Origin of the sequence: Desulfuromonas thiophila (genome assembly GCF_900101955.1) — a bacterium.
Taxonomy (GTDB): Bacteria; Desulfobacterota; Desulfuromonadia; order Desulfuromonadales; family Desulfuromonadaceae; genus Pseudodesulfuromonas; species Pseudodesulfuromonas thiophila.
This window is the reverse complement of the sequence record NZ_FNAQ01000010.1, coordinates 46,260-71,364: the sequence shown is the minus strand read 5'-3', so window position 1 is coordinate 71,364 and position 25,105 is coordinate 46,260. Positions and strand designations below refer to the sequence as shown.

The window sequence follows — 25,105 nt, the reverse complement described above, 5'->3', positions numbered from 1 at the left end:
CCCGATCAGGGGGGAAAGAAGCAGAGGAAGAGGAGGAAGGGGACATGAAAAAAACGATCGTGGCCGCGCTGGCACTGGTGCTGCTGGCACTACCGGCCGTGGCGCAGGAAACCATCAAACTCGGGGCGTTTTTCGACCTGTCGGGGCGGGCGGCCTTTATCGGCACACCCACCAAACTGGTGGCCGAGATGGTGGTTGACAAGATCAATGCGGAAGGCGGCATCAATGGCCGGAAACTGGAGCTGATCATCGGCGACACCGAGGCCAATCCGGCCAAGGCCGCCTCGCTGGCGAAGAAATTCATTCACAAGGATAAGGTGGTGGCCATCATCGGTCCAACCATGACCGACACCGGTATGGCCGTCAAGGCCATCGCCAACGCCGGCAAAACCCCCATCCTCATGACCGTGGGCGGCGATCCGGTGATCATGGGAGAGCAATTCGGTCCCTTCGACTGGGTGTTCAAGTCGCCGCAACGGTCGCGCACCGCAGTGGAGCGCCTGCTGGGCTACCTGCGCGACAAGGGCCTCAGCCGCATTGCCCTGCTCAGTGCCGCCGACGGCTTCGGCAAGGATGGCGCCGGCTGGATCGAGCGGCTCAGCGCCAGCTACGGCATCGAAATCGTCGCCCGCGAATCCTTTGGCGCCCGCGACAGCGACATGACCGCCCAGCTGACCAAGGTGCGCGCCGCCGCACCCCAGGCGCTGGTGGTCTGGACCATCGGCCCGGCCGGCGCCATTGTCGCCAAGAATGCCCTGCAGCTCGGCCTTGCTCTGCCGCTGTTCCAGTGCCACGGTCTGCCCGATCCGAAATACATCGAACTGGCCGGCGCCGCCAGTGAAGGCAACCGCATGCCGGCCACCAAGCTGCTGGTGGCCGACCAGCTGCCGGACGCGGACCGGCAGAAACCGGTCATCGCGGAATTCATCCGCCTCTACCGTGAGCGCGGCTACGATCAGCAATTCCCCATCAATACCCATTCGGGCTACGCCTGGGATGCCATTCTGCTGCTCGCCAACGCCATCCGCCAAGCCGGCACCGAAGCCGAGGCCCTGCGCCAGGCCATTGAAAACACCCGCGACTATGTCGGGGTTTCCGGCATCTACAACCTCAACGCCCTCGACCACAATGGTCTGGATGTCGATTCCATGGTCATGGTCGAGGTCAAGAACGGCCGCTTCGTGCTGGCCGACTGACGAGCGCAGCAGCACCCGTTACCGCACCGAACAGCAAAGGGGCGCGAGCAATCGCGCCCCTTTGCTGTTAAAACCTCAGCCGGCCGTCACTGGGCCGCCGCGGCCTCTCCGCGCTGGCGCAGCTGACTGCCAACCCAGCGTTTGGCAAACTGATAAGCGGTGCGGCCACAGCGCTTGCTTTTTTCGTGTGACCAGGCGATGGCGGCCTGCTCGGCAGCGACATCCCACGGCAGACTGGCACGCTGAGCGGCACAAAGCTGGTCGACACACTGACGCACCACCCGCAGGTACTGCTCCTGGCTGAAGGAGTCAAAGGACACCCACAGGCCAAAACGATCCGCCAGCGAGCTCTTCTCCTCGATGGCGTCGGAAGCGCGGATCTCATTGCCCTTCATCAGATTGCCAAGATGATCCGTCTCGTACTGCGGCAGCAGGTAACGGCGGTTGCTGGTGACATAGATCAGGCAGTTGACCGGCGCACTGTAAACCGCGCCATCGAGGGCGCTTTTGAGAATCTTGTAGCTCTTCTCGCCGGCCTCGAAGGACAAATCGTCGCAGAACAGCACGAAACGGTACGGCAGATCCTTGATCTGGCTGAAGATGTCCGGCAGATGGTGCAGATCGTCCTTGTCAATCTGAATCACCCGCAAGCCCGCCGGCGCGAAATGATGCAGCAGCGCCCGCACCAGCGACGACTTGCCGGTGCCGCGCGAACCCCACAGCAGCGCGTTGTTGGCCGGCAGGCCGGCGACAAACTGGGCCGTGTTGTCGGCAACAATGCGTTTCTGTTCGTCGATGCCCAGCAAATCGTCCAGCCGGTTGGCCTCGCCGGCCGGCATGGCTTCAAGATAGCCGGCCACCGAATGACAGCGCCAACTGGCGGCCAGGGTCTGGCTCCAGTCAATCGGTTCAACGGCGCGCGGCAGGATTTGTTCCACCGCCGCCAGCACCCGTTTCAGCTGCGCCACCAGTTCCTTATCTTTCTCCATAGGTCTCGCTCCTTCCCCGCACAGGCTGACCCCACGGGCACCGTCCCTGCCGTTGCCCGCTTTTACGCCACCTCTGCCTTTTTTTTCACCAAATCCACCAGAACACCCTTACGTCACCGCCGACGCAACAGCCCAAAACGGCATTATGGCGCAAGACACAGAACTGGCACAAGGGTTGCTCTAGCTTCGCCACAAATAGACCAACCGGTCCCAGCCAACAACGAAAACACTGTTGTTTTCACCTATTCAAAGGAGAGTGGCATGTTTCTGCTTCGACTCGCCGGCGCGAGCCTTGTGTTGATTCCTCAGTGTGTCTGGAGTTCAGAATCCCCGGTAGACAGTGGCACCACGGCTTGGATGATGATCTCTGTCGCGCTGGTACTGCTGATGATTCCCGGTCTGGCCATGTTCTATGGTGGTCTGGTTCGAACCAAGAACGTTCTTTCGACCATGATGCACAGCTACATCGCTCTGGCGATTATTGGCGTACTCTGGGTCGCCGTCGGCTACAGCCTGACCTTTGGGCAAAGCATTTGGGGGGGCCTGATCGGCTGGAACAGCGATTACTTTTTTCTGCGTGGAATCGATGACACCATCACCAATGGCATCCCCGAATACATCACCGCCATGTTTCAAGGCAAGTTCGCCATTATCACCCCGGCACTGATCAGTGGCGCCATAGCGGAACGCGTTTACCTGCGCGGTTACGCTGCATTTATCGCCCTGTGGTTCCTTTGCGTCTACTGCCCCCTGTGTCACTGGATCTGGGCGAGCGATGGCTGGCTGTTCAATGCCGGTCCCGCCGGAGTGATTGACCTGGCTGGCGGACTGGTCATCCATGTTTCTGCCGGCATCAGTGCGCTGGTTGCAGCCCTTTACCTTGGCCCGCGCAAGGGCTTCCCGCGTAAACCCATGCATCCGAACAACCTGGTCATGACCATGATGGGCGCGGGGCTGCTCTGGGTCGGCTGGTTTGGCTTCAATGCCGGCTCCACCCTGCAAAGCGGTCTCGATACCGCGCGCGCCCTGACCATGACCCAGATTTCCGCCGCCAGCGGCGCGCTGACCTGGCTCATCATCGAAGCGCTGCTGCTCCGCAAGGCCACCGCGCTGGGCTTTGTCTCCGGCATTCTGGCCGGCCTGGTCGTCATCACCCCGGCAGCAGCGGTCGTGCAGCCCAGCGGGGCGCTGATCCTCGGAGCGGCATCCGCCAGCCTGTGCTACTACGCCTTGCAGCTCAAACTCCGCTTTGGCTACGATGACAGCCTGGACTGTTTCGGCATTCACGGCGTCGGCAGTGGTCTGGGCGTTCTGCTGCTGTGCTTCTTCATTCGTGACAGCTGGATGGAAAAGGCCGCGGCTGGCGCAGGTGGCCATTGGACCGCATGGGATCAGCTCGGCATCCAGCTGCTCGGCATGGCGGCGACCATTGGCCTGGCATCGGTCAGCACGCTGGTCCTCTGTATCCTCATCGAAAAAACCCTCGGATTCCGTATCGATCCTCAAGGGGAAGCCGAAGGGCTGGATCAGGCCCTCCATGGTGAACGGGGCTATGGCCTGTTAAATGCCTCACTGGAACAGTAATTTTCCCTTTCTGCCGAAACCGAAACAACAACGGCTGCCAACCCGGCAGCCGTTGTTGTTTCAAAATCTCCAGACAGCCATCAACGCAGCGGCACAGCCAGCACATAACTGGCTTCATGCTTGTCCAGCAAGCCACTGATTTCCGTGGCCACCATCAGCGCCTGACCCTGCTGTACTGCCAGGCCCTGCAACGGCCGCTCCAGGCTGTCACCCAGGGTTCCCTTCATCACCATGCCCTGCTGAAACTTGAATACCGCCAGCCAGCTTTTGTTGATGGCCGAGGCCACACCGACATTCTGCAGCAAATTGGCATCCGCAGCGATGGCGACGATCTCCGCAAGGCCATCACCATCAAGATCGGCCGCCACCGGCGCCACCTCGCAACTGGCGCTGGTAATCATCGGATTCTGCGCGTCAGGATCGATATCGTAGGTCACCGTCGAGACCGACGCGCCCAGTTCCTTGCTCGACTTGTACAGCTGCTGCGTACCGCTGTAGATATACAACCGCCGGTTGCGGACAAAAGCCACCTCGGCCTGACCATCTCCCGTGATATCGGTAATCAGGGCACCAAACAGGCGGAAGTTCGCCGGCAATTCAAAGGCCGGCGCCTGTGCCGCAAGACGATTGCCCGCCAGACTCAGGGCCCATACCGGGCTGCCGTAGAAATGTTCGCGCGAGAATTCCTGCCCCAGCAGCTGCTCCGAGCGACCGTCGCTATCGATATCAAAGCCGGCCAGCAGGCTGCCATAACCGCTGATCACAGGCACCAGCTGCTGCCCCTGCAGCTGCAGCAGGTCGGAGTAGACGCGCTTGTCGGACCAGACCGTCACCGCCAGATAGGCGTCGCCGGCACTCGGCTGCCACCAGCTCAGGTTGAGAATACGGCCCATGGTGATGCTGTCGCCACTGGCGAAGGGCGTCAACTGCTCGCCCAGACGGTAGATTTCGATGCGGCCGCCGTCAGTGGTAGCCAGCAGCAACTCGCCGCCGATCGCTTCGAAATCAGCCATCTGGGTGGCGTGAGACAGCTGGCCACGCTTGACAAAGCGGGGAAACTCCATGCTCAGCGCCCCGTTGAGGGTCGCCGACGGCAGCGGCGCTTCGTAACGCAGATTCGCCGGCGAAGCCGGTGCGGCCGGCGCAACAGCCAGCGGCATCGTCGATGGCGAGGCCGCTGGGGCGGCAATGGTCGCGGTGGCCGGCAGGGCCGCAACCGCCATGGTCGGCGGCGTCAGGGCAGCGAGACTGCGCCCAGGGGCCGGGGCATAGGCCCGGATCAGTTGGCCGGCGGCATCGCGCACCTGCAGACCATTGACCGTGGCTTCGAACAGCAGATCAGCCGCGCCCTCGCCATCACTCCACTGCAGGGCCGGCAGACCAGCCTTGAGGCGGGCGTAAAGCGCCTCCTGGCTGCCGCTGGCATCATGGAAGCGCGCCGTCAGGCCGCTGTAGCGCCGCACCAGGGTACCCGCCTTAAGCGCGGCAGCCTCACCCCGCAGCAGCCGCGTATAGGAATAGCCATCCTTGACCTGACTGACCTGCAACACGGCCAGGGTTTTGTCGAGGGTGCCGATAACCTCCTTGGTCACCGGATGAATGACATCGCCACCCTGTTCCACCACGGCCAACAGATCGCCGGCGGTCAATCCCTGATCGGCATCGAGATCAACGAGAAACTCGCTACCGATCGAAAGAACAACGCAGCCGGTGCGCGGCGCAAAATCCGGTTCCAGCTGCGCCAGATCACGGGCCAGGGCACCACCGGCCAGAGTGCCCAGCAAAAGGGGCAGCAAGGCCAGCAGCAGGGTGAGTCGTGCGGTCAGGCATTTCATGCAGTTTCCTCCTTGGTTACAGCCGGTTGCGGCTCCTGGGGCATTCAACCCGCCGCCACCTTGATGGTGGGGCGGCCGCATTATAGCCCCTCAGTGCCCGGCTGCACATAAAAAAGGCCGGGAGAATCCCGGCCTTTTTTATGGATTTCATCGTTATTTAGAACGAATAACGCAGGCGTGAGTTGATGATATAAATGTCCTCGTCGGCGCTGCCATCACAATCCACCTCATAGTAGTCCATGGCGTCGCCGGTCATCAGGTAACCAGCCTGGAGAGCCACCTCGGTCGAGCTGAACAGCTTGTAGCTGACATAGGCATCGACCTCAACACCGATCTCATCATCCGAGCGAGCAATGCCGTTATTGTCGAGGTACTCGATATCCTCAGCAGTCATCAGATAGGCAGCAGAAAGGCCGACTTTGAGCTTATCGGTCGTCTGGTGGTCATAACCAAGACGGAAGAGGATCATGCCCTTATCCATCAGATAAGGAGCTTCGGCAAAATAATCGTCATCGGTATAGCCTTCGAACAGCACCACCGAGTATTCCGAATTGATGTCGATATCCGTTGCCACAAAGGCATCATAATCGTCATCCGTAGCGTCGTCATCACCGCTGGCATACCAGGTGGTAAACATCAGCTTGCCTTTACCCATCTTGGCACCCAGGTCAACGTGACCGAAGTAGCCTGCAAAATCAACCTCTTCCATCAGATCACCGAACTGATAGAACAGATCCCAGTTAGCGAAGAAGTTGCCGGCGGCCAAGGTACCATCGAAACCAAGGGTGTACAGATCCATGTCAAGATTGGTGAAACCACCACGGCTGACATAGTTGTAGTTCGGCCCCGTCGCACCATCGGACAGGGTATCGCCATCACTGTGCTGCCACAGGGCGAACAGGCCCATTTTCATGCCTTCGGCCGGCGAAAAATTATAGCGGGCATAAAGAGCATCAAGATCATCGAAATCATTGTGATCCAGGTCACTATCATTATGCGGCCGCTCGTAACCACGCATCCAGGCCAGTTCAACATTGCCATTACCTACCGGGACACTGTAGTCGATGCCTGTAGCGGTTTCCTGCCAGATGAACTTGTTAACGGTAAAGGTCTGCAGACCGATCTTGGCGCGGCCGCTGCCAAGGGCGAAATCGGTGTAGGCCCAGCGGGTTTCGACATCGACACCATCACCGGAAAAATCACCATCAGTGCCGGAACCAAACTGGATACCGCCAACCTCGATGGCATAGACACCCTTGATGGCGCCATCATCACTGGCCATTTCAGTCCACAAGCGGTATTTGATCTCGCCCATAAGATCATTGTTATCTTCTTCGGTAATGGCTTTTTTGTGCATACTCTGCCAGGAGTTCCCCGCGCCATCGAAGAAATTCACCTGGTTGGTGTACAGCCGGAAGCGGTGATTCAGATCCCCATGAAAGGTGAAATCCACTGCCAGAGCCGGTGCTGCCATGCTGAGCATGACCACAAGGGCAATCCACATTCGTTTCATACCGGTTTCCTCCTTGTTTGTTGGTGTTGCCTGTTCAAGCCCATTCCGGGCACGTCGTCCGGCATTTGCCTCGATTCACGGAACCCGCTGTTCCGCTGCCGGTCGTCTGCGCCCAACCCAAAAACCAACAATGTTCTAGCTTGACGATACTGCCATCGATCTTCATCAGAAACCATGCCAGAAATCGCCAAAAGCGGTCGATTCGCTAAAACCTCTCGGCATTCTAATATCTTTCTTGCCAAGCCACTGCTCTTGCCCGCGACAGAGCCACCATCTGGCGCACCCTTCGCTCTCATAAACTGTGGCAACCAGGCCACAGCCAACATACGGATTGCGGCTGATCAACCACGACCAGTGCATTTTTAAACTGTGTTCTATTTAGCTGGCGATTTGTCAGCCTGTCAAGCAAAAAGACGTAGGGTTTTTTGTATATTTAGGCAGTTACACCGGATTTCGCACAAAATATCAATTTTCAGCGGCTGGCACGCAAAAAACCCGGCCCGGCGAGACGCCAGACCGGGTAGCAACCGGCATGGAAAGAAATCGTGATGGGAAGGGCTCAGAAGCGGTAACGGACGCGGGCGTTAACGACCAGCAGATTGCTGTCGGCCTGGCCATCGTCGTCGTTCTCGTAGTAATCCAGGACATCGTCAGCCCAGAGATAGCCCCCCTGCAGGGCCAGCTCCAACTGGGGATAAAGCAGGTAGCGGGCGTAGGCATCGACCTCCCAGCCGATCCGGTCCGACGCCTGATCGGCATAACGCACCTTCTCTGCCGTCAGCAAATAAAGAATGGCACCGCCTACGGTCAGACGCTGGCCCAGCTGGTGATCGTACCCCAACCGGTTGAGAATCAGCCCCTTATCCTGCACATAGGGCACGGCCGAGAAATAATCATCGGAGGCATAGCCTTCAAAAAGAACCACAGAACTGGTTTCACCATTGGTATCACAGTCCGTGGCGATAAAGGCGTCATAGTCGTCATCCGTGGCATCCTTGTCGCCACTGGCCAGCCAGAAGGTATAGGTCCAGCTGCCGGAACCGCTCTTGGCGCCCAGATCAAGATGAATCAGATAGCCGCCAAAATCCTGTTTTTCCAGCAAGTCACCAAACTGAAAGAGCAGATCCCAGCGGGCAAACAGGTTCCCCTGACGGGCACTGCCATCAAAACCCAGGGTATAGAGATCCAGATCATAACCGGCGAAGTTTTTAAGATAGTTACCGCGTTCAGCCAGATTGAAAGCCGGTTCGTCCGTTAATGTTTTGCCATCACTGTGCTGCCACAGGGCAAACAGGCCCAGATTGGTATCGGTGGCCGGCTTGAGGAGGCAGCGCAGATAGAGGGCATCGAGATCCTGGAAATCATTACTGTCCTCGGTGTTGACGACCTCGTAACCGCGATACCAGGCCAGCTGCCACTGAGCCCCGCCCAAATCTCGCTGGAAGTGCGCGCCGGTCGCTGTTTCATTCCACAAAAAGGGGTTAATCTGCACCGGCTGCAAGCCCAGCTTCAGACGACCGCCGACCAGGGCCAGATCGGTGTAAGCCCAACGGGTTTCGAGATTGACGCCATCGCCGGAAAAACCGCCGCCGCGTCGACTGTCGCCATAGCGCAGACCACCCATCTCTATGGCGTAAACACCCTTGACAGCGCCTTCGTCGCTGGCAATCTCGCTCCATAGCCGGTATTTGGCGGTAACAAAGCTGTCGCTGGCGCTGCTGCGGCCGATTTTATGCTGCCGTTCGGTCTGGTAGCCGAAATCGCCGCGAAAAAATTCCGCCTGATTGCTGTAGAGGCGCAGCTCGTTGCTGAAATCCCCATGAACCGCCACCTCCAGCGCCATTGCCGCTCCCGCCAGCAGCAAAACAGCGACCGCGCCCAGCAGAGCTCTTGCACACACACGCATCCTTACCTCCCCATGGTCAAGATCTATCGAACAATCGTTCCACTAAGGGAGACAGCCATTGGTGGCCCGCCCCCCCACGGTCGCCAGCCTCCGGCGCTGCTAACAGCGACGACTGCGGGTACCGCAGGTTACCAGATCAGTGATTATTCAGCCAGCGCTTCATGAAACCCGCACGCAAAAAAGCCCCTGCTTCCCGAAGGAGGCAGGGGCAGAAGCGACCCTGGGGCCGCCGGGGGGTCAGAATTTGTACCCAATGCTGGACACAATGACATAGATGTCTTCGTCCGAGCTGCCGTCGCGCGAAACCTCATAGAAGTCGAGGGCGTCGTCAGCCGCCAGGTAACCGGCGGCCAGTGCCACCTCAAGGCTGCTGTACAGCTTGTACTTGGCCCAGGCGTCGATCTCGATCCCAAGGCTGTCATCCGCCCGATCAACAGCGTTGTTGTCCGTGTATTCGAGATCTTCGGCGGTCATCAGGTAGAGGGCGGCCGCACCAACCGTGAGCTTATCGGTCAACTTATGCTCATAGGCCAAACGGTTGAGAAACAGACCCTTGTCCTGAATATAAGGCTCGGCGGCGAAGTAGTGGTCGGAGTTCAGACCCTGGAACAGCACCACCGACGAGTAGGCGGCATTGATATCGGTATCGGTGACAATGAAGGCATCCAGATCGCCATCGCTGCGGTCATCATCGCCACTGGCATACCAGACGGTATAGGTCAGGGTGCCCGGCCCCATCTTCAGGCCCAGATCGGCATGAGCGAAGTAGCCGCCGAAATCCGCATCCTCCAGCATGTCGCCGGTCTGGTACATCAGATCCCAGTTGGCAAAGAAGCTGCCGGCTTCCAGGCTGCCATCAAGACCCAGGGTATAAAGGTCCATGTCGTAGCCGGTCAGACTCTTGGTGCGCCAGGTCAGATCGTTCAGGCTCTTGCTGCCGAGGGTTTTGTCGGCATCGCTGTGCTGCCACAAGCCGAACAGGCCCAGCTTGACACCAGCGGCCGGCTTGAGGCTGTAACGCAGATAAAGAGCATCCAGGTCTTTGAAATCGTTGCTGTCATCGGTATTGACCACCTCATAGCCACGATACCAGGCCAGTTCAAGACCACCATTCTGGTAGTGAATGCCTGTGGCGGTTTCTTCCCACAAAAAGCGGCTGATCTTGACCGGTTGCAGACCAACCTTCAGGCGTCCACCGGCCAAGGCGAAGTCGGTATAAGCCCAACGGGTTTCAACATTCTTGCCATCGCCGGAGAAACCACCTCCCTGGCTGGAGTTACCAAAGTTAACACCACCAATCTCAATGGCGTAGACCCCTTTGACGCCACCGTCATCGCTGGCAATCTCCGTCCACAGACGGTACTTGATGAGAGCGAAGCTGTCGTTGGCATCTTCATCATAGATCTTGGACTGCGTCGTTTTAAGACTCGACGCGAAATCTTTACCCCCGGTGAATCCTGTCTGGTTGGAGTTGATGCGGAATTCGTGCTTCAGATCGCCGTGAAACGCAAAATCCACCGCGAGGGCCGGGGCTGTCATGGCCAGCAGCAGGCCCAGCGCCATCCAGAGTTTCTTCATTTCCTGTTCCTCCTTGTTGTTACGTTTATCCAGCATCAAAGACTCGTTGCCCCGTTATGGGCGGCAACGAACCAACAGTCGGCACCACGCCGCCTGTCTGTATGTCTCTGCCGGGATCGCAACAACCGGAGAACGCCTTGATCAGTGCGTTGCTTCCGCTCCGCTGTCGCCAGCCTGGCAGATTTCGGTCAGCACCCCACCACTGCTTTTGGGGTGAATAAATGCGATCCGGGTATTATGCGCGCCACGCCGGGGCTGCTCATCGATCAGCCGCACTCCGGCGCCACGCAGTTGCTCCAGATAGGCAACGATATCGTCCACCTCGTAGGCAATGTGGTGCATGCCCGGCCCGCTCTTGGCCAGAAATCGCGCCACCGGTGAGGTCTCACTGGTGGGTTCGAGCAATTCGATCCGGCTTTCACCGACGGCGAGAAAAGCCACCCGTACCTGCTGATCGGCAACCTCTTCGCTGCCTTCGTAAACCATGCCCAGCTGATCGCGATAAAAAGGCAATGCCTCGGCGATGCTGGTCACCGCGACGCCAATGTGGTTGATTTTCTTTACCATGCTGTAAGCTCCTTTTTAGATTTGTGTTAGAACGTCTCACTGACGGGATGGACCTCTGGCGGTATCCCGTTCGGACAACTGTAATCCCGTTTCATTTCCGCCAAAATCAGCTGGGCGATTCTTTTTTACGTCTCGTTCGCCGCCACCCTCCCGGCACCGCCACAATGCCGCGGAAAATTGGACAAAGGGGCGTTTTTACAACCTGTTAACCCCCGAAGACCCAACCCGCTGTCTTACCGATCTGGTCTTTTTTACTTTAACGAAAAGAACCTGACCACTATTTTGCCTTCGGCTTCCGTTAAGATACCGTTTTAACGGCGCTCTTGCTCGGTAAAAGGCTTGCACGAACGCTGCCGCCTTTTATACTCTCAAGAAAAACAGTCGAGCACACCCGTCTTTAACGAAAGGACACGCCCCCATGAAATGCCCGGTATGCAAAAATCAGGAGTACGCCCAAATCGATCTGCACTCCGATGGCTTCTACGAAGACATCGTCGAATGCACGGTCTGCGGCACCGTCTGGTCGGTCAACCACGGCGTGCAGGAGGTCATCCGCGACAGCCAGCGAGCCTCCTTCCTCGAAGGCGCGTCGGAGCCGGTCGAGAACGACGATTACAACCTGGCCTGACCTCCCCCTCCAGCTCGCGTTCAAACAATGAACCCCGTCGGCCATGCGGTCGGCGGGGTTCATTGTTGGTAGCAATCAGGGCTCTACGCCTACGAGGCCAGGCCAGCGCAAGAGCTCCTTGCCAAACGGTTACAGAATCGCCTGCAGATAGGCGGCCGTGGTCTCCCGCCGCTCTTTTTCGATCGCCAGCGGATCGCTCTCGACAAACCGCTCGTCCGGCGTCACCTTGAAGATCGGCTGACCCTTGGAAACGATGACACCATCGCCGCCCTCGATCAGAATCTTGTCGATGGTGCCGGAGAAGGGAGCCAGAACCTTGTTGAACATCTTCATGACCTCAAGAATGAACAACGGCTGACCCTTCTCGAAATGATCCCCTTCCCTGACGAAAGTCGGCATGCCCGGCGCTTCCTGGGCATAGTACATCCCCCCGCCGGGGGTGACGATCTCGTCGGCCTTGGTCGCCGGCGGCGGCACCAGAACCTTCTTCATGCGTGCCTGCAGATCGGCGTCGTTGAGCTCATCGGGAATAACCACCTCCAGATTCGGCTCGACATGGAAATCAAAGAACCGGGTACGCTCGGCGATCAGGAACAGCAGACCAAGCAGCTCGTTGCCCGCCTCGAAGCCCAGATGAGCCGACTGGATAGCGGCCCAGTCCGCGGCGTTGTAGCCGCCCTGGGGGGTATCCTGGGTTAGCAGGGCATTGAGTTCCTCAAAATCGGCCGCACCCAAACTGAAGTGCTCGCGCAGGCGGGCATAGAAGGCAATGGCCTTCTGCAACAGCTCATTGTCGTGCGACCAGATGATTTCCGCTGCCGGCACGCCGGCACGCCATTCCATATTGAGATAGGCGTAGGTTTCCGCCAGTACCACCAGCGGATTGCGCAGCCATACCAGCTTGCCGTTGTCATGGCGAAAGTTCTTGCGATTCAGACTCAGCCAGCCGGCCAGTAGATGCGGATTATCCAGCAGCTTCTGCATCGGCCGGGTCAGCAGGGTTCCCTTACGGTCGAGAACGGCGGCAATGGCCTTCTTGGCCTCAGGGTCTGCAGCATAACGCTGGGTATAGTGCTTTTTGAGGGTGACAAAGGCAACCACCGGATCAATCTTGGCCGCCTCTTCCTTCAGACAACCCACCAGCGTCAGGTAAGGCACCACGAACCGGGTGGTCGGCTTGGCCATTACCGTGTTGCCGAGAAACCAGTTGACCAGGCCATAGTGGAAATCGAGATTGGTGGCCAGGTCGGTACCGCGCAGGGTGGTACAACGCAGCACCTTGGCCAGATGCTCGTAGCTGGCCCGACGGTCGTCGCCCTTGGTCAGCAGCAGGGCGATGTTGGAATCATAGGCACCGGCCACGCGGTAGCGCATGAACAGGCCGGTGTCCGGATTGAGCATGCTGATGCCCTGATCATCGCGAATTTCACCCTCGATGGGCCGCGACCAATAGCGGATAACACCGCCGGCCGACGGCGACAGCGAGCAGTCGGTGGCGTTGAGCCGCGCCTCGGCAGCGGCGCCAAAACGCGGCAGACGCTCGGGCCGCGGCAGACGCTCCTTGTGCAGAGCCAGCAGGGCCATGGCCTCCACCAGCGATTCCACCTCGAAGAAATCCTGCGGATCGTCGGGATTGGTGAACCTCAGGCGGTAGACCAGTTCGGTAACGCGGTGTTCCACCTGAATACGGGTATTGACCTCCATGAAATAATGACGGTCGCGATCGACAATGCACTCGAAGGTCGAAGCCGAATCCAGCCCTACCGCCTGGCCGAAACGCTCGGACTCCTCCTCCATGCGCTTAAGCACCTGCAGATCGGTTTCCAGCGCGGCGGCGGCTTCGCACTGGCCAGCGGCACGGGCCTTTTCGATCTCCAGCGCCAGTGCTTCCTGGGTCACGGAGATTTCCAGCAGCTTCTGTTCATGCATCTGCAGCGAGCAATCACGCCCGCCCAGGGCGATACACCACTGGCCGTTGCCCAACAGCTGGATTTCGTTGTGGCGGGTCTGTTCAATGTTGAGCTCGATCAGCACGTTCTTGTTGTCACCGACGCCCACCGCCTTGACCTCGTTGAGCACCTCCAACACCAGTCCCGGTGCCGCCGCGGCGGCCTTGGCCACATCGGCGTCGGTCGGACTCTTCTTACCCAGCAGCGAAGCGCCAAGAATCCGCTGACCCTTGCCGCCACCACCACCGATAGCCTTGAGACGGATGCGGCTGCCGGGATGGGATCGGAACATGGCAGCGCATTCGGCCTCGACCTGGCGGCCCAGTTCCTCAATGCTGAACAGATCGATGCCCTTGTCGTAGGACGCCATCAGGATATGATCGGCCAGTTGTTCCAGGCTCAGGCTCTCGTCGGCCAGCAGCCGGCTGTCACAGCGCAAACCCTCGGCCGTCACCAGCGCCAGCAGGGCTTCGCGGCTGGGATGTTTGGCCACCAGGGTGCGGGCGGTGACGTTGTCGACCCCCGGCGTGACCGATACCTTGACCGTCAGTGCGGTGCGCTTGGCCTCGTCCTTTTTACCGGCGCCCCGCTGGGTGGCACTGCAGGGCCCAATAAAGCGCAGGCCGGCTTTTTCAATGGCGGCGACAAACTCATCGTCCTCGGCCATGAAGCCATAGCCGGCGAAGAGGGAATCGTAGCCATTGTCAAGGGCGATCTGGATGATCTGGCCGATACGCTCCAAGCGCTCCTCGCGACTGGCGCCGGTGTAATCGGGCACGCGATGCACCCGGCGATTGTCGGTCAGCTTGCGCAGTTCCGGTGACAGGGCATTGGGGTAGACGATGGAATCCTTTTCCGACAGCAGGATGCCGTAGCCGTGGATGCCCATTTCATCGTAAACATCCATCGCCTCCTTGCGAATCGGACCGCGACAGACAATCAGCGGCCGGAGAGCCTCACACGAAAAGGAGCGCACCCAGGCCGAGGTGGACTGGCTCAGGCGGCGGTCTTTATGAATCAGCGGATTGTGGGTGTAGAAATCGGTCTGCTTTGCCATGGGCCTAATCTCCCGTTACAGGGGGGTTATCGTAAATGCTCGCGCTGGGAAAACCGTCACCGGCAAGCGCATCAATGGAACTCGCGCTGCACCGACTGCCAGGCGCTGGGCTGATAATGCCGCAGGAAGAAATTGAGATTGCGGCCAAGCACCTCGCGCAGATCCGTCGGCATCACCAGCGAGGAGATCGAGCCCAGGGCCAGACCCTCCTTCGGGTTCATCAGTTCCTTCTCGTAGCGCAGATTCAGCGCCGCCTCCTGCTGCTTGAGCCAGTCGGCCACTTCGGCTTCGGCCTCCTTCTTGGCTTCGGCACCGTTCATGCCGGCGCCGATGCGCTGCTGGGTTCCTTCCTGCACCATGGCCGGCACCGCCGAACGGATCTTGCGCAATTCGTTCTTGTAGACAAACTCCTTGCCGGCCGGCCCCATGACCGCCAGACGGGTGGTCGGCAGTGCCAGCACCAGGTCGGCGCCGGTGGGGTAGTTGTTATATGAGGCATAGGCGCCACCGAAGGCGTTGCGCAAAATCAGCAGAATGCGCGGCGTGCGCACATCGACGATGGCATCGAGCATCGAACGACCGGCCTGAACGATGCCGCGCGCCTCCTGCTCACGCCCCGGCAGAAAACCGGTGGTGTCTTCCATGAAGATCAGCGGAATGTTGTAGATATTGCAGAAGCGCACAAAGCGGGCAATCTTGACAGCGGAATCACAGTCGATCTGACCGGAGGCGACCGCGCTGTTGTTGGCGACAAAACCAACCACGTTGCCACCAAGGCGGCCGAAAGCGGTCACGGCCTCGCGGGCGCGATTGGGCTGAATCTCGAAGTAGTCGCCGTGATCGCAAATCTGCTGGATGATGATGGAGACATCGAAAGGCGTATTGAAACCTGTCGGCGAGTTGAAGGCCTTTTTCAGCAGGGTATTGATTTCCCAGGTCTTGCGCTCCAGCGGGTCGCTGGTCTTGATGACCGGCGCCATGCTGTGGTTGTTGTCCGGCAGATAGCTCAGCAAATGCACGGCGGCGCGCAGGGCGGCGGTTTCGTCCTGCACCGTCAGATCGGCCACGCCGGACGCGCCATGCACCTTGGGCCCACCTAGATCCTCTGGCGAGATATCCTCGCCCAGCACCGACTTGACCACGCCCGGCCCGGTCAGGCCGAAGAAGGTGTCCTCAGGCTGAATGACAAAACTGCCCTGCCGCGGCAGATAGGAACCGCCGCCGGCGTTGAAGCCGAACATGCACATGATCGAGGGCACCACACCACTGATCTTGCGCAGGGCAGTAAACGCCTCGGCATAGCCATCGAGACCGCCGACACCGGCCGGCACGAAGGCGCCAGCCGAATCGTTCATGCCAATAACCGGAATGCCCTGCTCACCAGCCATGGTGAACAGCCGTGCCAGCTTGCTGCCGTTGGTGGCATCAATGGAACCGGCCCGCACGGTGAAATCGTGACCGTAGAAGGCCACGTCGCGACCGTTGATGCTGAGAATGCCGGTCACCAGCGAGGCCCCGTCGAGATTCTTGCCCCAGTTCTGGAACAGAATGTTGGGGTTTTCGCTGGTCAGCACCCGGATGCGCTCCCACACGGTCATGCGCTGCTTGAAGTGCTGCTTTTCGATCTGACCGACATCAACGGAACGGATGGGCCGCTCGATCAGCTCATGCCCTTCCTTCATGGCCTCTTCGTAGGGCCCCTTGCGACCGGGGATTTCACCAGGGATGGTGAACTCGACGTTGACAGGCGGATCCAGCGGATTCTCCAGTGTAGGCTTGATGATGTTTTTCGACATGGTTGGCCATCCCTTGATTTTGATGAGAGCAGGCAGCCCGGTCAGCCACGCCTTCCGCAGCCGGCCGGACAGATCAGGCAGTTAAGAAGGTTACGCGCTCGCCGCCACCATCAGCGGGTGACAATGGCGAGCACCCGCACCGGCCGGCCATCATAGGACAGCAAACGGTGGCGCATGGACGAATCGAAATAGACGGCATCGCCCGCGTCAAGGCGGATGCGTTCGTCATCGAGCAGCACTTCGGCGCAGCCTTCCAGTACCAGCAGGAATTCCTCGCCATCGTGATTGTAAAGCGTTTCATCGTCACTGCGCTCTGACAGGCTGACGATGAAGGGTTCCATCTTCTTGTTGAGCTTGTGGACCGACAGGGCCTCATAGGTATAGCCATGGCCCTTGCCGGCCTTGGAAATCACCCGACTGACCACGCGCCGATCGACCACGCGCACCACCTCATAGCGCCGCGCCTCCTCCTCTTCCTCGAAGAAATGGCTGATCTTGACATCGAAAAAACGGGCGATTTTCGACAGGGTGGCAATGGGCGGGGATACGTTGTTGTTCTCGATCTGGGAAATCAGCGCCGGCGAGAAACCGGTCTCGCTGGCGACGGCCTGGAGGGTCAGCTTGCGGGCCTTGCGCAGCTCTTTGATTTTCGCGCCGATGTTGTATTCCAAGGGCCTGCCTCACAGAAAAATAGAAAGCGGTTCTATTGGCTCGCACGGTATAAAACATGTCGATTTAATTGTCAATCGGATAGTTTATCGTCAGTAAAAACCTTTACCCGCAGTAAATCATCGAACTGGCAAAATAATCCTTTCATTCCAACCATTTGACGTAAAATTAAACATGACCGGCCAGAAACCTGAAAGCGGCGCGGCGGGGCCGGAACCGGGCCTCCGCCACGACCAGACAGCGCGACAATGGAACGCCTCCAACGAAAAAAGAGGTGTTCTAGCACGCTCTTTTGTGGCACAAAGGGCCGGATCAGGCTGCTTGACAAGGCTTTCCAGTGGCTGATATATTTCACCTCGCTAAAAGTTTTTAGCGTCTTTAAAAAACAATTCTACCAGCCAAAACTGCGGTTGATGCTCCCAACCCGCGACAGGAGAGCCAGCCATGACCAGCAACGCTCAGCCCCTTTCCAGCCTGCCTGCCAACCGCCGGGGCCGCGTACAGCTCTATACCGGTGATGGCAAGGGCAAGACCACGGCGGCCTTGGGACTGGCCTTCCGCGCTGCCGGGCACGGCTGGCGCGTTCACATTCTTCACTTCATGAAGCAGGATTCCAGCTACGGCGAGATACACAGCGCCGGCCGTATGGGCAACAACTGGCAGGTGGAACAATGCGGCCGGCCCAACTTCGTCAACCGCCAGCATCCCGCCCCCGAGGATATCGCCTGCGCCCAGCAGGGGCTGCAGCGCGCCTTCACCCTGGCGCGTGAAGGCCAGATCGATCTGCTGATTCTTGATGAACTGATCAACGCGCTCGACTTCGGTCTGGTTTCCCTGGAAGCCGTGCTGGAGCTGCTGGCCTGCCGGGCGCCAGCCACCGAGCTGGTGCTGACCGGCCGCAACGCCCCGGCGCCCCTGATCGCAGCAGCCGATCTGGTCACCGAAATGCGCTGCATCAAGCACTACTACAACGCCGGGCTGGAGGCCCGCCTCGGCATCGAATACTGACTTTCGGCCTTTTCATCCGGCCTTGCCCCTCATTCCCCCGTTTTTTCACAATCGCTGAAAGGATCATAGATGGCAGACAAACCAACCCTGGAGCAATGGCAGGCTCTGGCGCGCAAGGAAAAGAAGACCGACGACCTGGCCGGCTTCCACTGGAATACGGCCGAGGGCATTGTCGTCAAGCCCCTCTACACCGCCGCGGATCTGACCGGGCTGGAACATCTCGACAGCCTGCCGGGCTTGCCGCCCTTCGTGCGCGGCCCGGTAGCCACCATGTACGCCGGCCGACCCTGGACGGTGCGCCAGTACGCCGGCTTTTCCACTGCCGAGGAATCCAACGCCTTCTACCGCCGCAACCTCGCCGCCGGCCAGCAGGGCCTGTCGGTGGCTTTCGATCTGGCGACCCACCGCGGCTACGATTCCGACCATCCACGGGTGGTCGGCGATGTCGGCAAGGCCGGCGTCGCCATCGACTCGGTGGAGGACATGAAGATCCTCTTTGGTGGCATCCCCCTCGACAAGGTTTCGGTGTCCATGACCATGAACGGCGCGGTGTTGCCGATCATGGCCAACTACATCGTTGCCGCCGAGGAGCAGGGCGTGACTCAGGAGCAGCTGGCGGGCACCATCCAAAATGACATTCTCAAGGAATTCATGGTGCGCAACACCTACATCTACCCGCCCGAACCCTCCATGCGCATCATTGCCGACATCATCGCCTACACCAGCGCCCACATGCCCAAGTTCAACTCCATCTCCATCAGCGGCTACCACATCCAGGAAGCCGGCGCCAACAACGCCCTGGAGCTGGCCTTCACCCTGGCCGATGGCCTGGAATATGTCCGCGCCGCTCTGGCCCGCGGACTGGATGTCGACGCCTTCGCTCCACGCCTGTCGTTCTTCTTCGCCATCGGCATGAATTTCTTTATGGAGGCGGCCAAGCTGCGCGCCGCCCGTTTCCTCTGGTCAGAGCTGATGGAGCAGTTTCAGCCGAAGAATCCCAAATCCAAGGCCCTGCGCACCCACTGCCAGACCTCGGGCTGGAGCCTGACCGAGCAGGATCCGTACAACAACGTCATCCGCACCACCATTGAAGCCCTGGCGGCGGTACTGGGTGGCACCCAGTCGCTCCACACCAATGCTCTGGACGAGGCCATCGCCCTGCCGACCGACCAGTCAGCGCGCATCGCCCGCAATACCCAGCTGGTGATTCAGGAGGAAAGCGGCATCTGCAATGTGGTTGACCCGCTGGCCGGCTCCTACTACGTCGAAAGCCTCACCGGCGAGCTGATCAAGGAAGCACGCAAGCTGCTGGCCGAAATTGACGAACTCGGCGGCATGACCAAGGCCATCGAGTCGGGCATGCCCAAGCTGCGTATTGAGGAATCGGCCGCCAAGAAGCAGGCCGCCATCGACAGCGGCCGCGATGTCATTGTCGGCGTCAACAAATACCGGCTGGAGAAGGAAGACCCCATCGAGGTGCTCGATATCGACAACACTGCCGTGCGCGAATCGCAGATTCGCCGCCTGCAGCAGATCCGCGCCAGCCGTGACGAAACCGCCTGCCAAGCCGCCCTTGACGCCATCAGCGCCGGCTGCCAGAATACCGACGCCAATCTGCTTGCCCTCTGCGTCGCGGCGGCCCGCTGCCGCGCGACCGTGGGCGAGATTTCCGATGCCATGGAAAAGGTATTCGGCCGCCATCGGGCCGAGATTCGACTGGTGTCAGGAGCCTACGCCTCGGTGTGTGCCAACGATAACGATTTTGCCGAACTGAAACAGCAGGTTGAGGCCTTCGCCGCCGAGGAGGGCCGCCGCCCCCGTATCCTGATCGCCAAGATGGGCCAGGATGGCCATGACCGTGGCGCCAAGGTGGTGGCCAGCGCTTACGCCGATGTCGGTTACGATGTCGATGTCGGCCCGCTGTTCCAGACCCCGGCGGAAGCGGCCAAAATGGCCGTGGAGAATGACGTCCACGCCGTTGGTGTTTCCAGCCTGGCCGCCGGCCACAAGACCCTGGTACCGCAGCTGGCGGCGGAGCTGAAAAAACTCGGCGCCGACGACATTGTCATCGTCTGTGGTGGTGTCATCCCGCGGCAGGACTATGACGCCCTCTATGCCGCTGGCGCTGCCTGCATCTTCGGCCCCGGTACCCCGATCGTTAAATCCGGCCGCGAGACCCTCGCTGCCATCCGCGCCCGGCAGAAGAATTAGCCGACACGGGGCCAACCTGTTTTCGCCTCCCTGAACCAGAGCGGGCGTGCTTTTACGAGTACGCCCGCTTTTTTGGAGAAACGCATGTCCATCGCCACCCTTGCCGAGCAGATTCGCGCCGGCCAGCTGCGTGCCCTGGCCAAAGGCATCACCCTGATCGAAAGCCGCCGCATCGAACACCGCCAACAGGCCGATGCCCTACTGGAAACCCTGCTGCCAGCCACCGGCAACAGCTTGCGCATCGGCATTTCCGGCGTGCCCGGCGTCGGCAAAAGCACCTTCATAGAGGCCTTTGGCCTTTATCTCACCGCGCGGGGACACCGGGTGGCGGTACTGGCTGTCGATCCCTCGTCGCAGATCTCCGGCGGCAGCATTCTGGGCGACAAGACCCGCATGGAACAGCTGGCGCGTGATGCCAACGCCTTTATCCGCCCTTCGCCAGCGGGTGACAGCCTCGGTGGCGTAGCGCGCAAGACCCGTGAAACCCTGCTGCTGTGTGAGGCGGCCGGCTACGACATCGTGCTGGTGGAAACCGTCGGCGTCGGCCAGTCGGAGATTACCGTCGCCTCCATGGTCGATATGTTCGTGCTGCTGCAGCTGGCTGGTGCCGGCGACGAATTGCAAGGCATCAAAAAGGGCGTGATGGAAATCGCCGACGCCATTGTCATCAACAAGGCTGATGGCGACAATCGCCAGCGGGCCGAGCTGGCCCGGCAGCAGTACCGCAACGCACTGCACATCCTGCGACCACGTTATCCCGACTGGCAGGTACCGGTGCTATGCTGCAGCGCCCTGCAGCAGCAGGGAATCGCCGAATTCTGGCAGATGCTGCAACAGTTTCGCCAACAGATGCAGGCCAATGGCACCTTCAGTGAAAAACGCCGCCAGCAGGCACGCGACTGGCTATGGGCGCTGCTGCTCGATGCCTTGAAGGAGCTGTTCCTGCACGATCGCCAGGTGGCGGCCCTGCTGCCACAGGTGGAACAGGCTGTCGTCGCCGGCATTACCACGCCGGGCGCGGCCTGCCAACGGCTGCTGGAACGTTTTCGCCGCCACTGACGGTACATTACCAGCCTGCGCCGCGGCGTTGACTTTGGCGCGCCAAGTCTCTATTCTTACCGCAGTTTGCCCCCTGCTGTTCCCATCCGGCGTATATCCATCCGAGGTTGACTGCGTGGCCCATTTTTTCCGTTCTTCCCTAGAGCAGCCCTGTGGCCTGCGCGTCTGGCCCAGCGAGCAGTTGCGCAGCGATTACCGCCAGCTGACACCGGGCTACAGCCTGGCCCCGGTAGAGGACTGCCGCGATGCCTACCGCTTTGTCGTGCTGGCTGATCTCAATCTGCTGCCGGCCCTGTTCGAAGCCTGCAGCGTGCTGGTTTCCGACGAGAGCTTCTTTGTTTTCGAGTACTACCCCGAGCAGCAACTCACCAGCGATCCGGAACAGCCGACCCAACCAACCGTATTTTATTCGCCCTACATGCCGACGCTGGAAATCGTCGACCTGTTACGGCCTTATTTCAGTCGCCTGCTGCACGACGGTTTTGTCGGCTTCGGTCTGGCCAACAGCCGGTTGGGCGCGGAAATCTTCTATTCCGAAGAAAAAGCCTTCACCTGTTTCACCGCCAACCACATCCGCACCATGAATCTGCTGGCGCGCTATGGCCTGCCGCACCGGCAGGAGTTGCTGTTTCCGGCCGACTTCGCCCACGACCACCTCTCCCTGGTCAGCATCCCGCGCGCCTCACGGCCACTGGAACTGCAGGGCTTCAGCAACCGTGAGCTCGACTACATCCACTACGGGGCCGAACTGGTCGAGCTGTTTGAGATGAGTCCGGCCAGCGAAGGAGAGGATTTTTTTCTCAGCGCCCGCGAGCAGGACAGCATCTACGAGCTGCTGCACGACCACCCCGATGTCTGCTGGGAACCGGAAGACGAATTCGTCAACATCCTGCTGGAATGGCGTGATTTCGTCGATTGCTGCCAGGAGTGCTTCGACGGCTGCCTGGAAGACTATCTCGAAGGGCTCAAGCTGCGCGACCTGATCGCCTGGGTGGCCGACCGGGTTGACAGCCGACTACGCTACAAGCTGCTGCGCTTCATCGCCGATGCCGACAACCGTTTCCGCCGCCAGCTGACCGAAACCGGCCACTGTCTGAGCCAGGCCGAGACCCAGCCACGCAATCAGCGTTTCTGGCACTGGGGCATTCCGCGTCAGCACGGTGCCTCGTTGCGCCGCGACCTGATCCGCTGCGGCTGGTACCGCCGGCGGCCATGATTGTCCTGCAATGCGCCGTGGCCGCCGAACAGCGGCAGCTGCGTGAACAGCTGCTGCACCCCCGTCAGCACCGCCTCGGCTCCTACGACCTCTGCCAGGGAACCCTGCAGGGCCAGCCCGTGGCGCTGCTCTGTGGCGGTGTCGGCAAGGCCAACGCGGCGGCGGCAGCGGCCTTGCTGCTGCAGCAACGCCCACGGCTGGTCGTGCTGCACGGCTGCGGCGGGTTCTATCCGGCCAGCGGTCTGGCCGTCGGTGATCTGGCTGTCGCCTGTGAAGAACATTACGGTGACGAGGGGGTAGCCACACCGCAGGGGTTTCGCGATCTGAGCCAGCTTGACCTGCCCCTGCTGCGCACGCCAGCCGGATGTTATTACAACCGCTTTCCCTGTGACCCGCTGCTGACCGGACAACTGGCACAGAGTTGCCGCACACTGGCGCGGCAGCTGGGCTGTCAGGTCGGCTGTGGTCCCTTCGTCACCGTCTCCTGCGGCAGCGGCCGCGACGATCTGGCGCTGTTGCGCCAGCAACACTGTGGCGGGCTGTGTGAAAACATGGAGGGCGCGGCCGTCGCTCACCAATGCCTGGCCGTCGGCGTGCCGTTTATTGAGGTGCGCGGCCTGTCCAATGCCACCGGCAACCGCGACCTGCGCCAGTGGGATCTGGCCACTGCCATGCAGCGGGCCGAGCAGGCGACGCTGGCCTTTCTTGCCGACTTGCCTCCTCTGCCGCAGGAGTGATGTTTCATGCCGTCTGTGCGTCTGGGATTTTCCCCCTGCCCCAACGATACCTTTATCTTTCACGCCCTGATTCATGGTCTGGTGACCTGTCCCGACGTTGAGTTCAGGGTTCAGCTGGAGGATGTCGAAACCCTCAACCGGCTGGCCCTGCAGGGCGTGCTGGATCTGACCAAGGTGTCCTACCACGCCCTGGGTCATTTGCGCCGCGATTATGTGCTGCTGCGCAGCGGTGGCGCGCTGGGGCGCGGCTGTGGCCCGCTGCTGGTAGCACAGCCGGGTCAGACCCTGAGTTCCCTGACCGGCCAGCAGATTCTGATTCCCGGCGAGCTGACCACCGCCAGCCTGCTGTTGCAGCTGTTTGGCGCCGGACGTTACCGCACCCGGGTGCTGCCCTTCGACCACATTCTGCCGGCCCTGCTGCAGAACCAGGCTGCGGCCGGCGTCATCATCCACGAATCGCGCTTCACCTATGCCGACCAGGGCTTGCAGGCCCTGGCGGATCTCGGCCAGTGGTGGGAAGAACAGACCGGTCTGCCAATACCGTTGGGCGGCATTCTGGCACGCCGCAATCTGCCGACGGAGCTGATCCACCAAATCGAGACCGCCCTGCGGGCCAGTGTCGACTTCGCTTACAGCCAGCCCCAGGCGTCAGCCGACTACATCCGCCAGCACGCCCAGGAACTGTCGGAGCAGGTAACGCGTCAGCACATCGCCCTGTACGTCAACGCCTTTTCGCGCGACCTGGGCGCCGAGGGTGAGCTGGCGGTAACCACCTTGCTGCAGCGCGCCGAGCAGGCCGGACTGGTGCCATCCTGTAAGCTGCCACTGTTCGCAACCACGCCCTGATTCTTGACAGGCCAGCTCATCCATGGCAAAAACGCCCAACTTTTGACCCCAAACTTCAGCGAGGCATGAATCCATGAAAAAAGATCTGCTTGAAAAAGGTGCCGTCCTGCAACGCGACAAGGAAACCTACGCCGTCGCGCCCCACATTCCCGGCGGTATCACCAATCCGGCGCAGCTGCGCAAAATCGCTGACGTGGCAGAAAAATACCAGGCCCAAGCCCTCAAGATCACCAGCGCCCAGCGCATCGCCATCGTCGGCCTGCCGGAGGATCAGCTGGATGCCATCTGGGCCGATCTCGACGAACCGGCCGGCGCCGCCATCGGCATGTGCGTCCGCTCGGTCAAGATCTGTCCCGGCACCACCTTCTGCAAACGCGGCCAGCAGGATTCCGTCAGCCTCGGGCTGGAACTCGACAAGCGCTATCACGGCATGGAATTGCCGTGGAAATTCAAGATGGGCGTCTCCGGCTGTGCCAACGACTGTGCCGAGGTCTGCATCAAGGATGTCGGTCTGATCGGCACGCCCAAGGGCTGGAAAGTCTGCGTCGGTGGCAATGGCGGCGCTGGTGCCCGCCTGTCAGCCGCCCTGAGCGAAGGGCTGGATGACCAACAAGCCCTGGCGCTGCTGGACCACATCGTGCAATGGTTCGTTAAAAACAACCGCAAGGGCCGCCTGGGCAAATTTGTTGAAGAAATGGGTTTCGAGGCTTTTCAGAAGGAGATTCTGGACAGCTTTGGCGGCTGACCCGCAGAGATACAAC

The 25,105-nt window shown here is 60.2% G+C and carries 19 protein-coding genes; 10 read left to right on the top strand and 9 right to left on the bottom strand.

All coding sequences use genetic code 11. The features are described 5' to 3' along the window. The first annotated feature begins 44 nt into the window (after window positions 1-44). On the top strand, window positions 45-1,196 hold the full coding sequence (locus BLR80_RS08975; protein WP_092078910.1) for an ABC transporter substrate-binding protein: 1,152 nt from the start codon (window positions 45-47) through the stop codon (window positions 1,194-1,196). Between the two features lie 86 nt (window positions 1,197-1,282). On the opposite strand, the gene BLR80_RS08970 is transcribed toward BLR80_RS08975, so the two are convergent. Next, window positions 1,283-2,185 carry an ATP-binding protein gene (locus BLR80_RS08970; RefSeq protein ID WP_092078907.1) on the bottom strand — a complete coding sequence of 301 codons (903 nt, stop codon included), beginning with the start codon at window positions 2,183-2,185 and terminating at the stop codon, window positions 1,283-1,285. Between the two features lie 261 nt (window positions 2,186-2,446). Here BLR80_RS08970 and BLR80_RS08965 point away from each other — a divergent pair, with 261 nt between their 5' ends. Next, window positions 2,447-3,769 carry an ammonium transporter gene (locus BLR80_RS08965; RefSeq protein ID WP_092078904.1) on the top strand — a complete coding sequence of 441 codons (1,323 nt, stop codon included), beginning with the start codon at window positions 2,447-2,449 and terminating at the stop codon, window positions 3,767-3,769. 80 nt (window positions 3,770-3,849) lie between these two features. On the opposite strand, the gene BLR80_RS08960 is transcribed toward BLR80_RS08965, so the two are convergent. From BLR80_RS08960 to mce, 5 genes are all read right to left on the bottom strand, one after another. Next, a complete protein-coding gene (locus BLR80_RS08960; protein WP_092078901.1) occupies window positions 3,850-5,604 on the bottom strand; it encodes an FG-GAP repeat domain-containing protein in 1,755 nt (584 codons plus the stop codon). A 157-nt stretch (window positions 5,605-5,761) separates the two neighbouring features. Further along, window positions 5,762-7,117 (bottom strand): alginate export family protein, encoded by a 1,356-nt coding sequence (locus BLR80_RS08955; RefSeq protein WP_092078898.1) that lies wholly within the window; start codon window positions 7,115-7,117, stop codon window positions 5,762-5,764. Between the two features lie 559 nt (window positions 7,118-7,676). Beyond that, window positions 7,677-9,023 carry a hypothetical protein gene (locus tag BLR80_RS08950; RefSeq protein ID WP_092078895.1) on the bottom strand — a complete coding sequence of 449 codons (1,347 nt, stop codon included), beginning with the start codon at window positions 9,021-9,023 and terminating at the stop codon, window positions 7,677-7,679. A 237-nt stretch (window positions 9,024-9,260) separates the two neighbouring features. Next, a complete protein-coding gene (locus BLR80_RS08945; protein ID WP_245691437.1) occupies window positions 9,261-10,637 on the bottom strand; it encodes an alginate export family protein in 1,377 nt (458 codons plus the stop codon). Between the two features lie 105 nt (window positions 10,638-10,742). Next, a complete protein-coding gene (gene mce / locus BLR80_RS08940; protein ID WP_092078892.1) occupies window positions 10,743-11,168 on the bottom strand; it encodes a methylmalonyl-CoA epimerase in 426 nt (141 codons plus the stop codon). 418 nt (window positions 11,169-11,586) lie between these two features. Here mce and BLR80_RS08935 point away from each other — a divergent pair, with 418 nt between their 5' ends. Then, window positions 11,587-11,796 (top strand): hypothetical protein, encoded by a 210-nt coding sequence (locus BLR80_RS08935; protein WP_092078890.1) that lies wholly within the window; start codon window positions 11,587-11,589, stop codon window positions 11,794-11,796. A gap of 129 nt (window positions 11,797-11,925) precedes the next feature. On the opposite strand, the gene BLR80_RS08930 is transcribed toward BLR80_RS08935, so the two are convergent. The 3 genes from BLR80_RS08930 to BLR80_RS08920 form a co-directional block, all read right to left on the bottom strand. Beyond that, a complete protein-coding gene (locus tag BLR80_RS08930; RefSeq protein ID WP_092078887.1) occupies window positions 11,926-14,802 on the bottom strand; it encodes a biotin/lipoyl-containing protein in 2,877 nt (958 codons plus the stop codon). 71 nt (window positions 14,803-14,873) lie between these two features. Next, window positions 14,874-16,598 (bottom strand): acyl-CoA carboxylase subunit beta, encoded by a 1,725-nt coding sequence (locus tag BLR80_RS08925; protein ID WP_092078884.1) that lies wholly within the window; start codon window positions 16,596-16,598, stop codon window positions 14,874-14,876. Between the two features lie 110 nt (window positions 16,599-16,708). Beyond that, entirely contained in the window at window positions 16,709-17,269 is a 561-nt protein-coding gene (locus BLR80_RS08920; RefSeq protein WP_092078880.1) for a helix-turn-helix domain-containing protein, read from the bottom strand. 442 nt (window positions 17,270-17,711) lie between these two features. Between BLR80_RS08920 and BLR80_RS08915 the strand changes: the two genes are divergently transcribed. The 7 genes from BLR80_RS08915 to BLR80_RS08885 all read left to right on the top strand — a co-directional run bounded on the left by BLR80_RS08915 (window position 17,712) and on the right by BLR80_RS08885 (window position 25,089). Further along, window positions 17,712-18,275, top strand: coding sequence for a cob(I)yrinic acid a,c-diamide adenosyltransferase (locus tag BLR80_RS08915; protein WP_092078877.1), 564 nt, complete (start codon window positions 17,712-17,714; stop codon window positions 18,273-18,275). Window positions 18,276-18,344: 69 nt separating this feature from the next. After that, window positions 18,345-20,486 (top strand): methylmalonyl-CoA mutase, encoded by a 2,142-nt coding sequence (gene scpA, locus BLR80_RS08910; RefSeq protein ID WP_092078874.1) that lies wholly within the window; start codon window positions 18,345-18,347, stop codon window positions 20,484-20,486. 84 nt (window positions 20,487-20,570) lie between these two features. Further along, window positions 20,571-21,545 carry a methylmalonyl Co-A mutase-associated GTPase MeaB gene (gene meaB, locus BLR80_RS08905; RefSeq protein ID WP_092078871.1) on the top strand — a complete coding sequence of 325 codons (975 nt, stop codon included), beginning with the start codon at window positions 20,571-20,573 and terminating at the stop codon, window positions 21,543-21,545. A gap of 115 nt (window positions 21,546-21,660) precedes the next feature. Beyond that, on the top strand, window positions 21,661-22,761 hold the full coding sequence (locus tag BLR80_RS08900; protein ID WP_092078868.1) for a hypothetical protein: 1,101 nt from the start codon (window positions 21,661-21,663) through the stop codon (window positions 22,759-22,761). Then, entirely contained in the window at window positions 22,758-23,498 is a 741-nt protein-coding gene (gene mqnB, locus BLR80_RS08895; protein ID WP_092078865.1) for a futalosine hydrolase, read from the top strand. Before BLR80_RS08900 ends, mqnB begins: the two co-directional genes overlap by 4 nt. Window positions 23,499-23,504: 6 nt before the next feature. Continuing rightward, window positions 23,505-24,344 (top strand): 1,4-dihydroxy-6-naphtoate synthase, encoded by an 840-nt coding sequence (locus BLR80_RS08890; RefSeq protein WP_092078862.1) that lies wholly within the window; start codon window positions 23,505-23,507, stop codon window positions 24,342-24,344. A 73-nt stretch (window positions 24,345-24,417) separates the two neighbouring features. Then, window positions 24,418-25,089, top strand: coding sequence for a nitrite/sulfite reductase domain-containing protein (locus BLR80_RS08885; RefSeq protein ID WP_092078859.1), 672 nt, complete (start codon window positions 24,418-24,420; stop codon window positions 25,087-25,089). The last annotated feature ends 16 nt before the right edge of the window (window positions 25,090-25,105 follow it).

What these genes read in the sequence shown, in the direction of transcription:
- BLR80_RS08975 (WP_092078910.1), top strand. Translation starts at nt 45, where the DNA reads ATGAAAAAAACGATCGTGGCCGCGCTGGCACTGGTGCTGCTGGCACTA.
- BLR80_RS08970 (WP_092078907.1), bottom strand. Translation starts at nt 2,185, where the DNA reads ATGGAGAAAGATAAGGAACTGGTGGCGCAGCTGAAACGGGTGCTGGCG.
- BLR80_RS08965 (WP_092078904.1), top strand. Translation starts at nt 2,447, where the DNA reads ATGTTTCTGCTTCGACTCGCCGGCGCGAGCCTTGTGTTGATTCCTCAG.
- BLR80_RS08960 (WP_092078901.1), bottom strand. Translation starts at nt 5,604, where the DNA reads ATGAAATGCCTGACCGCACGACTCACCCTGCTGCTGGCCTTGCTGCCC.
- BLR80_RS08955 (WP_092078898.1), bottom strand. Translation starts at nt 7,117, where the DNA reads ATGAAACGAATGTGGATTGCCCTTGTGGTCATGCTCAGCATGGCAGCA.
- BLR80_RS08950 (WP_092078895.1), bottom strand. Translation starts at nt 9,023, where the DNA reads ATGCGTGTGTGTGCAAGAGCTCTGCTGGGCGCGGTCGCTGTTTTGCTG.
- BLR80_RS08945 (WP_245691437.1), bottom strand. Translation starts at nt 10,637, where the DNA reads ATGCTGGATAAACGTAACAACAAGGAGGAACAGGAAATGAAGAAACTC.
- mce (WP_092078892.1), bottom strand. Translation starts at nt 11,168, where the DNA reads ATGGTAAAGAAAATCAACCACATTGGCGTCGCGGTGACCAGCATCGCC.
- BLR80_RS08935 (WP_092078890.1), top strand. Translation starts at nt 11,587, where the DNA reads ATGAAATGCCCGGTATGCAAAAATCAGGAGTACGCCCAAATCGATCTG.
- BLR80_RS08930 (WP_092078887.1), bottom strand. Translation starts at nt 14,802, where the DNA reads ATGGCAAAGCAGACCGATTTCTACACCCACAATCCGCTGATTCATAAA.
- BLR80_RS08925 (WP_092078884.1), bottom strand. Translation starts at nt 16,598, where the DNA reads ATGTCGAAAAACATCATCAAGCCTACACTGGAGAATCCGCTGGATCCG.
- BLR80_RS08915 (WP_092078877.1), top strand. Translation starts at nt 17,712, where the DNA reads ATGACCAGCAACGCTCAGCCCCTTTCCAGCCTGCCTGCCAACCGCCGG.
- scpA (WP_092078874.1), top strand. Translation starts at nt 18,345, where the DNA reads ATGGCAGACAAACCAACCCTGGAGCAATGGCAGGCTCTGGCGCGCAAG.
- meaB (WP_092078871.1), top strand. Translation starts at nt 20,571, where the DNA reads ATGTCCATCGCCACCCTTGCCGAGCAGATTCGCGCCGGCCAGCTGCGT.
- mqnB (WP_092078865.1), top strand. Translation starts at nt 22,758, where the DNA reads ATGATTGTCCTGCAATGCGCCGTGGCCGCCGAACAGCGGCAGCTGCGT.
- BLR80_RS08890 (WP_092078862.1), top strand. Translation starts at nt 23,505, where the DNA reads ATGCCGTCTGTGCGTCTGGGATTTTCCCCCTGCCCCAACGATACCTTT.
- BLR80_RS08885 (WP_092078859.1), top strand. Translation starts at nt 24,418, where the DNA reads ATGAAAAAAGATCTGCTTGAAAAAGGTGCCGTCCTGCAACGCGACAAG.